General features: G+C 66.8%; 7 protein-coding genes and 3 pseudogenes. 2 read left to right on the forward strand and 8 right to left on the reverse strand.

What is annotated here, in order from left to right:
* The 4 genes and pseudogenes from ACWD35_RS44045 to ACWD35_RS44060 form a co-directional block, all read right to left on the reverse strand.
* Positions 1-866: pseudogene (locus tag ACWD35_RS44045) on the reverse strand (IS3 family transposase); the annotation flags it as partial.
* 426 nt (positions 867-1,292) lie between these two features.
* Positions 1,293-1,580 (reverse strand): annotated as a pseudogene (locus tag ACWD35_RS44050) (glycosyltransferase); the annotation flags it as partial.
* A gap of 194 nt (positions 1,581-1,774) precedes the next feature.
* Positions 1,775-1,918: pseudogene (locus ACWD35_RS44055) on the reverse strand (IS701 family transposase); the annotation flags it as partial.
* Positions 1,919-2,611: 693 nt separating this feature from the next.
* Positions 2,612-3,160 carry an ATP-binding protein gene (locus ACWD35_RS44060; RefSeq protein ID WP_451356958.1) on the reverse strand — a complete coding sequence of 183 codons (549 nt, stop codon included), beginning with the start codon at positions 3,158-3,160 and terminating at the stop codon, positions 2,612-2,614.
* Between the two features lie 190 nt (positions 3,161-3,350).
* Between ACWD35_RS44060 and ACWD35_RS44065 the strand changes: the two genes are divergently transcribed.
* Both ACWD35_RS44065 and ACWD35_RS44070 read left to right on the forward strand, forming a co-directional pair.
* Positions 3,351-3,587, forward strand: coding sequence for a DUF397 domain-containing protein (locus ACWD35_RS44065; RefSeq protein ID WP_451356959.1), 237 nt, complete (start codon positions 3,351-3,353; stop codon positions 3,585-3,587).
* A gap of 90 nt (positions 3,588-3,677) precedes the next feature.
* On the forward strand, positions 3,678-4,592 hold the full coding sequence (locus ACWD35_RS44070; RefSeq protein WP_451356960.1) for a helix-turn-helix domain-containing protein: 915 nt from the start codon (positions 3,678-3,680) through the stop codon (positions 4,590-4,592).
* Between the two features lie 35 nt (positions 4,593-4,627).
* On the opposite strand, the gene ACWD35_RS44075 is transcribed toward ACWD35_RS44070, so the two are convergent.
* The 4 genes from ACWD35_RS44075 to ACWD35_RS44090 form a co-directional block, all read right to left on the reverse strand.
* Positions 4,628-5,431, reverse strand: coding sequence for an SAM-dependent methyltransferase (locus ACWD35_RS44075; RefSeq protein WP_451356961.1), 804 nt, complete (start codon positions 5,429-5,431; stop codon positions 4,628-4,630).
* Positions 5,432-5,526: 95 nt separating this feature from the next.
* Positions 5,527-5,907 carry a hypothetical protein gene (locus tag ACWD35_RS44080; RefSeq protein ID WP_451356962.1) on the reverse strand — a complete coding sequence of 127 codons (381 nt, stop codon included), beginning with the start codon at positions 5,905-5,907 and terminating at the stop codon, positions 5,527-5,529.
* Between the two features lie 107 nt (positions 5,908-6,014).
* A complete protein-coding gene (locus ACWD35_RS44085) occupies positions 6,015-6,950 on the reverse strand; it encodes a helix-turn-helix domain-containing protein (RefSeq protein WP_451356963.1) in 936 nt (311 codons plus the stop codon).
* Positions 6,951-7,190: 240 nt separating this feature from the next.
* Positions 7,191-7,445, reverse strand: coding sequence for a hypothetical protein (locus tag ACWD35_RS44090; RefSeq protein ID WP_451356964.1), 255 nt, complete (start codon positions 7,443-7,445; stop codon positions 7,191-7,193).
* Between the last annotated feature and the right edge of the window lie 462 nt (positions 7,446-7,907).

Consider the following 7,907-nt stretch of genomic DNA (forward strand, 5'->3'; position numbering starts at 1 on the left):
CAGGGCGTCCAGCACGAAGACCGTTTCCTTCACGGTGGCCGCGGACCAGCCGACGATCCGGCGGGAGAACGTGTCCACGACGAAGGCGACATAGATGACACCGGCCCAGGTTTTCACGTGGGTGAAGTCCGCGACCCAGCAGTGGTTCGGGGCGCCGGCGACGAAGTCGCGGTCCAGTAGGTCCGGGGCTCGCTCGACCTGCCCGCCGGGCAGCGTGGTGATCACGCGTTTGCCACGGACCGCTCCGGCGATGCCGAGCTCACGCATCAGGCGTTCGACGGTGCAGCGGGCCGCATGGTGGCCCTGCCGGTTCAGCTCACGCCAGATCTTCCTCGCCCCGTAGACACGGTAGTTGACCTCGAAGACCTTGCTGATCAGCTCCTTCAGTTCGGCGTCCCGCACGGTCCTGGCGGACGGCATGGTCCGGCGTTTGTGGTGGGCGTAGTAGGTGGCGGGGGCGATCTTGCAGTCGTGCTCGGTCAGCACGCGGCAGATCGGCTCGACACCGCCGAAGCGGTCCCGGTGCTCGTCGATGAACGCTACGAGCGCGTGTGTGGCCGGTCGAGCTCGGCCGCGAAGAAACTTGCCGCAGCCTTCAGGATCTCGTTGGCCCGCTTGAGTTCTGCGTTCTCCTTCTTCAACCGCTTCAGCTCGGCCGACTCCTCGGTGGTCACGCCGGGCCGCACACCGGCGTCGACCTGGTCCTGCCGCACCCACTTGCGCAGCGTCTCGGTCGTACCGATGCCCAGTTTCTGGGCGACCGCTTTCATCGCGGCCCACTCGGTGTCGTACTCCGGTCGCACCTCGGCGACCATCCGCACCGCACGACGGCGCAGCTCAAGCGGGTACTGGGAAGGACTTGCCATGACTCGATCCTCTCAAACGATCGAGTCCCTACTGAACCCGGAACGGTTCAGCGTAGAAGCTCCGGAAGCAGTGGAGAGTACAGCCCATCGTCGTGAGCGGGGTGAGATCCACATGCCGGTGGGCTGCGTCCGCCATGGCCTGAGCACAGACCTGACCCCGGCGCTGCCACGCCCCGATGCACCGTCAGCCACTCACGTGACAATGCCACCGGAGGGGCTCGGGCAGGTCTCCGCCCGCTGTGACGCGGCGGCCAGCTCGGATGGGCAGGCCGTCCCAGTGCTTCTCGTCCAGGATGCGGGCACCTCGGCCAACGGCCTGAGGGTGGGTGGCCAGGAGGGTGTCGCCCTGGCGGTCGGGAGTCGTGGAGTGGAGCGTGACCTGAAACTTCGCACGTGGCGCGCCACCTGGTAGAGGCGGGCAAGGCATCAACCCCTCATCAGTTGCTCAATCGCTTTGACCGCCCGGCCTGCTCCGTCCTCGGTTCCTATGTGGTGCGCGGCTTCTGCGGCGGCTCGTGTGTGCCCCTGCTGTGCCACGGCTTGGTCGAGTGCGTCGGCGAGCCGTTCGGCGCTGAGGGAGCGGCAGGGAGTCGGGGCGGTGGCGGCGCCGAGGGCGGCGAGCCGCCCTGCCCAGAACGGCTGGTCCGCGGTCACCGGTACGGTGACCGAAGGCACCCCGGCGCGCAACGCGACGGCCGAGGTCCCGGCCGAAGACGCGATCGGCCATGCGGAGAGCGAAGCGTCCGGTTGCCCGGTTGCCGAGGCAGCCCAGCGAGCGGGAGCTTGTGACGATGGGCGGGAAGCCGCCGGTGGGTGCGTTGGGGATGAGGTAGACGCCGAGGCCCGTGTTTTGCGGCGCTGCTACGGGAGTGGTCCGAGACGGACACGGCGGCCGGCGAGCGGGAGCTGTTCTTGTGGCCCACCGGGCCGAGTAGCCCGCGGACATAGTCCCGCATCCGCCGCCGGGTCTCCACACGGCAAAAGCGTCGACCAATCCGCAGGAAGAGTTCTTCGAGTTCCAGGTGCCAAGCGTTCGTCGGTACGTCGTGGATCACGACAACGAACTGCTCGTCACGCTGTCATTGAGCGCGTTTCATCTTGAAGTTGCAGGTCGAGGGGCTGGCGTGGGTTGAGGCTGGGCTGCTCGTGCTGCTCGTGGGCGGGATCGGTAGTGGGTGATCGTCCGTCAGCGGTGGACCTCGGCGTCGGTGAGTACGAGGAGAGCATGCAGGAGCGTGGTCGCGTGCCGGGCGCTCATGCGGACCTTGGTGAGGGTGGAGCAGGTCGGTCAGGTGGGTGGCGACCGCGCCGCGGCTTCCGGTGATCAGAATCATGAACTTGGTTCTTTCTACTGGTCGGTGATGGTGGTGTCTGGGTCAGTGGTGCTGGGGCTGGGCCTTGCGGGGGAGCAGGCGGACCAGGCAGCAGCATCCGAACCGGCCAAGGGAGGCCGCCCCTTGAAGAACCACTGCGAGCACGCACGTTCCGGCTTCCGGCCGCACCGTGACGCGGTCGCGCACGATCCGGACCCGCGCCGTCGCCTCGGCGCGGGGAGCAGAACGAGCCCGGCAGTCCCCCCCCGGGGGTACTGGGACCATCCAAGCGGGTGCGGGGAGCAGACGCCGGCGGTCGCAGCAGATCCTCGGCCTCGCCGCCGCCCTTTGCTGCGGGGCAAGGCGAAGGCCCGCTCGATCACCAGCGTAGGTGCCCAGTCCGGTAGCGGGCAGAAGCAGGGGTCCGCAGGTTCAGGTCTCGGGTAGGGAGAGGCGGGCCCATACCGATTTTCCGGTGTTTTGGCGGTCGTCGGTCCAGCCCCATGTGGTGCTGAGGGCATCGACGATGGGCAGTCCGCGGTGGCACTCGGCCATGGGCAGAGGGGGTGTGAGGTGGGGGCGGCGCTGGCTGGGGTCGCGGACGACACACAAGAGGGTGCGCGGGCGCAGAGCGAGAGCGAGCCATACGGCTGCGTGTGGGCTTCCGGAGTGCATGGTGCGTGTCCGGCCGTGCCGGATGGCGTTTGCGACGAGTTCGGAGGCGATCTGGACGGTGTCGTCGCAGATGCTGTTCAGATCCCAGGTCCGGAGGGTCTGGCGGGTGAACTGTCTTGCTATGTAGCAGCAGTTGGTCGCGGCGGGGATCTGTCTGGCGGCGAAGGGGGTGCTTGCCAGACCTGTGCGAACGGCGAGGTTCTGGGTGAATGCTGGTGGTATGCCGCGGAAGAGACGTTGTTTCAGGTCGTCCGTTGAGCCGGGTGTGGAAAGTGGCTGGATGTCGTGGTTGTGACGTGGCGTCATCGTCCGTCCCCCGGAACCTGTTTGCCGTGTCGCGCCTCGCGTGCCGTCTTGACCGTCACTATTCCGGCCTGTTCATCGTTCCTGCAAGTGGTCTTCTGCAATTGCAGAGCCACGAAATTCGCACACACAGTCGGCTGGGACTGCCGGTGGGGCAGTCACTGGCCGCGCAATCCGGAGAGACGGGATAGGCATGCATCGGGTAGAAAACGGTGTCAGCGCAGGCATGATCGAGGGCGTCGCATGGCGCAAGAGCCGTCACAGCGGCGGTAACGGGAACTGTGTGGAAGTCGCCTTGCTCTCTGACGGCGGTGTGGCCGTACGTAACTCCCGATTTCCAGAGGGTCCGGCCCTCGTATACACGCGGGAGGAGATCGCAGCCTTCTTTGCGGGTGTCAGGGACGGGGAGTTCGATTTCACTCTCGCGTAACAGAGGGTAGATTTATGGCCACTTCCTGACATGCGTGATGGTCGGCTGCCATACTCGGGATTCCCGGACAGTTCGATAGGAGTACCCGGTATGGCAGCCGAGCAGAAGGTGCCTTCCATTCTTGGATTTCCGCACCGCCCGGAGTGGGGTGCGGCCGCGCACCGCAAGGCGCTCGCGGGACATCTGCGGCGCTGTCGTGACCACGCCCGGATCGGGACACGGCAGGCGGCTCGCTGTATCGATGCCTCCGAATCCACCATCAGCCGCATGGAGACCGGCCTCACGACGCTCAAGCCGGCAGAGGTGGAGCAGCTGCTGGATGAGTACGGGGTGCATGACCCGGCGGAGCGCTGGCGGATCACCGTCCTGGTGCACGAGGCGGCGAAGCCCGAAGCGTGGCAGCCCCACGCCCACGCCGCACCGCCCAGCTTGCGCCCGCTGTTAGCGATGGAGCCGGCTGCCCGGCGGATTGTCTCGTATGAGCCGCAGCTTGTGCCGGGCTGGTTGCAGACCGAGGAATACGCCCAGATCGTCATCCGGGCGACGCATCCGACCATGCCGGCCCGGGAGATTGAGGACCGTGTCCGGCTGAGGCTTCAGCGCATCGAGATGCTGCGCCGGGAGACCGAAGCGCCGACCCTGCTCGCGGTGATGGACTCCGAGGTCTTCCGCCGCCCGGTCGGCACCCCAGGCGTCATGTACCGGCAGATCAAGCACGTGCTCGCCCTGTTGGAGGAGCTGCGCTACCGGATCCGACTGCACATCGCCCCGCTTACTGTGGGGGCTGCCGGTGCGATCGGGCACCCCATCGTGCACCTGCGGTTCTTCACTCCCGACTACCTTCCCGACATGGTGTACCTGGAGCAGTACGAGGGAGCCGTCTACCGCGAGAGACCTTCCGACTCCGAGCGGTACCTGGCGGTGCTGAACCATCTGTGCGGGGTGGCAACTCCCGCCGACCAGACTGCGTCGCTGCTGCAGGAGGCGCTCGACACCTGGCGGTGACGGCGCCCGTGATCACTGCCGTGACGGCATCCGGCTCAGCGGCGGACGAAGCCCACGCCACCGTATTCCTCCCACTCCCAGGTGAGCTGGGCTGGGACGTCATCGTCCTGTGGCCGCCAGGCTGAGACCTCGGTCAGGGCCGGCTCCACCAGCTCCAGCGGTGCGCAGAAGGAGGCGACGTCTGCTTTTTCGCGTACGCGGCCCCAGTGTCCCTGGGTCTGTTCGTCCATGAACTGTGTGACGAAATCGCGAATTTCGGGGGAGTCGCTGACGAGTTGGCAGACGACCATCATGCTGCCTGACGGCAGCTTGTCGGCGACGCGCGCGACCAGGTCGCCGGGCTGGCTGCTGTCCGGGATGCAGTGCAGCACGGAGACGAACAACGCCGCTACCGGTTCGTCGAGGTCGATGAGGCGGTCCACGGGCTCGCTGGCGAAGATGGCATCGGTGTCGCGCATGTCGGCCTCGAGTACCGCGGTGCGCTCATTGCTCTCCAGCAGGGCGCTGCCCATGGCGCGGACGATGGGATCGTTGTCGACGTACACCACCCGGCTTGCGGGATCGACGCGTTGCGCGATCTCGTGCACATTGTCCTGGGTGGGCAGCCCTGAGCCGTGGTCGATGAACTGGCGGATGCCGTACTCGGCCGTCAGGGTGTGTACCACCCTGCGCAGGAACTGCCGGTTGTTCAGGGCGAGTTCCCGCATGCTGGGAACCTGCTTGAGGAGCTCGCTGCAGGCAGCGCGGTCAGCGGGATAGTTGTCCTTGCCGCCCAGGAGACTGTCGTACATGCGGGCCACGCTCGGAATCGAAACGTCCACTCCGTACGGCAAATTCACCCGTGCCCCTCCGCCCCGTCGCGAGCGCCAACTGACGCCGTGACAGCACAGTCTATGAGGAACGTCACACCGGCGTGGGGTGAAGTGGCCGGTTGTCACTCCTTCTGAGTCCCGGTTGAAGGCAGCAGCCCGCATACGTCCTCCACCGGTATGCCCAGCACCTCCGCGACACGCTCCGAACTGAGCTGGAGTCTGCGGTGCAGCACCTGTACGTCCAGATGAAGAGACCGCACCGGCCGGCTGAACGGGCAGGGACGAACGCGCCCGCCAAGCGCCTGGTCGATGTGGTCATGGAGGATGTCCCAGGCGACAGCGGCCGGCCCGGAACTGCCCAAGACCACGGTCCATGACACAGCCAGCTCGGTGAAGGCTGCCGCAACAGCTCTCTCCGCCGCGCCATATTGGCCGATCCGCAACGCCGCGTACTGCAGGTAGGGCTCGTAATGGCGTTCACGGAAAGCCGCGAAGGCAGCCACAGCAGCCCGCTCCGCCCGCCAAGCGTCGTAACGCAGATGCGCCGTACGGCACGTGTCCGCGGGGGTCTGGGCTGCCCCGCTGGCGCGGGGCACGGTCCCGTATGCCATCACTCGGCCGTTTCCGGCAAGGCGATGTGCGCAGTGCCGTCCGGCAGGCCGGGGTCGTCGACCATCAGGAACGCGTAGTGCACCGCCTCCCACAGCGGTTTCACCTCACAGGGCCGTCCCCCCAGCGTGCACACCAGAGCGGACAGCACCTCCCAATCGGGAACGTCACGGCCCGACAGCACGAGCCGAGCCGCTGCGGTGCTCACGGCCCCGCCACTGAGCACCTCAATCCGTTCAGGCCTCGGCGACTTAGCGGCCAGATGCAGCCCGCGCACCGTCGCATGCAACCGCTCGATGGCAGCAGGGGCGGGCTCCCGCTGCGGCACCGTCATACCGTGCGCCGCTTCGAACAGCACCCGCAACTCCGCCGGGTCGGAGCCGAAGATATTACTCAGCGCACACACCAGGTCCCAGGTCGGCAGCCGGTCCCCGGAAAGGACTCGGGAGATGAACGACGGCGACAGCATGGCGAGATCGGCCACTTCACGGATCGTCCTGCCGCTGGCGACCTGCAACTGGGTCAGCGCCGAAGCCAACTGGCTGACCGGACTGGCCGCCTCTCCTTGACCACCGACGGGGTTCTCCTTTCCCTCTCCGGACGGCGCGGACCGCACTGTGCGCCACCGAGTGGGAGCAGCCCGTTTGTCGTTGGCGTGCAGGACCATCATCCGGGCCACCCGCTCCGGCCCCCACCGCGCTCGGGCTGTCTCTGCAGCGACATGCGCCGCCCGGGCCACGCTCTCCCATTTCTCACCTCTGTGCCGGGCGTCCTGAACCGCAGCAGCGGTGTAGATATCCAGCTCCCGACGGATCGCTTCCACGCGCTCCAGCAGCGTGCCCAGCTCCTCCTGACGCATCTCGCTGCCCAGAAGCTGTCCCGCCAATCTATGGACTTCCGCAGCAACGGCGCTCCCCAAGGGACCCTGCTGCTCCACGGTTCTCGCCTTGCCTGCCTGCCGCTGCCTCTGCGCTCGGCGGCGGCATGCGGTACTGCAGTACTGACGGCGCCGTCCAGCACCCGTGTTCTGCACCAACGGACCGGAGCACACCACACACCACTCCGGCCGCGACGAACTACCCGTCACCGCATTCCCTTCCCAACCTGCCTGCTCACCCTGCCCTCGACACGCGGCGGTTGCCGGGGGCCAGTGCACCCGGCAACCGCCGCAGCCGACTCAGTCCAGGCGCGCCCACAGGAACTCGAGCCGGGACGTGCGGGCCGCGGCAGCCGCAACCGCCGTGAAGGCCACACACACGGAGGCTGACCACTCAGAACCCGGCAGAATGCAGGACAGGGCCAGCACGACAATCGGGCCCAGGCTGAGCGTGACAGCGAAGGCACGCAGACGTGCGCAATATCTGCCAGTGTTGCTACCTTCCACGCGTGCCCCCGGCACCACGGTGCCGGACACGACATTGGGATCGGTCATCGGTTTCCTTCGTGAAATTGACGACTGTTCAAAATGCGGAGAGGTCCCGGCCTTTCGGTAGCCAGCCTCGGCTCGGGACCTGTCTCCGGCGCGACCCTAACGTGCCCTTGCCGCGCTCGGCCATCAGGGTGAGGCATAAATCGGTAAGCGACCGCATCCCCGTGCGAAAACCGCATTCGCGGGCCGTTTCGTAGTCTCAGAGGCTCATTTAGTGGAAGCTGGCGATCGAATACGAAAGAAAGTGGTCGCTACAGGTGTCAAAAAGGGCGTGATACACGTGCGCCGTCGCCAGAAAATCCATGTGGAACACTCCGGCGCACACCCTCGCCATGCTTCGCCACCCATGGCGCAACCATCCTGCACGGGGCAGGGCTTCGGCGTTGTCGTGTGGGGCCCGGTTCGTGGCGGTCTGTCAGCTCGGTGGCGTCCCGGAACGTGACAGGCACGGGCTTCCAAGATCAT

It is taken from the genome of Streptomyces sp. NPDC002671 (assembly GCF_053592475.1).

What these genes read in the sequence shown, in the direction of transcription:
- ACWD35_RS44060 (WP_451356958.1), bottom strand. Translation starts at nt 3,160, where the DNA reads ATGACGCCACGTCACAACCACGACATCCAGCCACTTTCCACACCCGGC.
- ACWD35_RS44065 (WP_451356959.1), top strand. Translation starts at nt 3,351, where the DNA reads ATGCATCGGGTAGAAAACGGTGTCAGCGCAGGCATGATCGAGGGCGTC.
- ACWD35_RS44070 (WP_451356960.1), top strand. Translation starts at nt 3,678, where the DNA reads ATGGCAGCCGAGCAGAAGGTGCCTTCCATTCTTGGATTTCCGCACCGC.
- ACWD35_RS44090 (WP_451356964.1), bottom strand. Translation starts at nt 7,445, where the DNA reads ATGACCGATCCCAATGTCGTGTCCGGCACCGTGGTGCCGGGGGCACGC.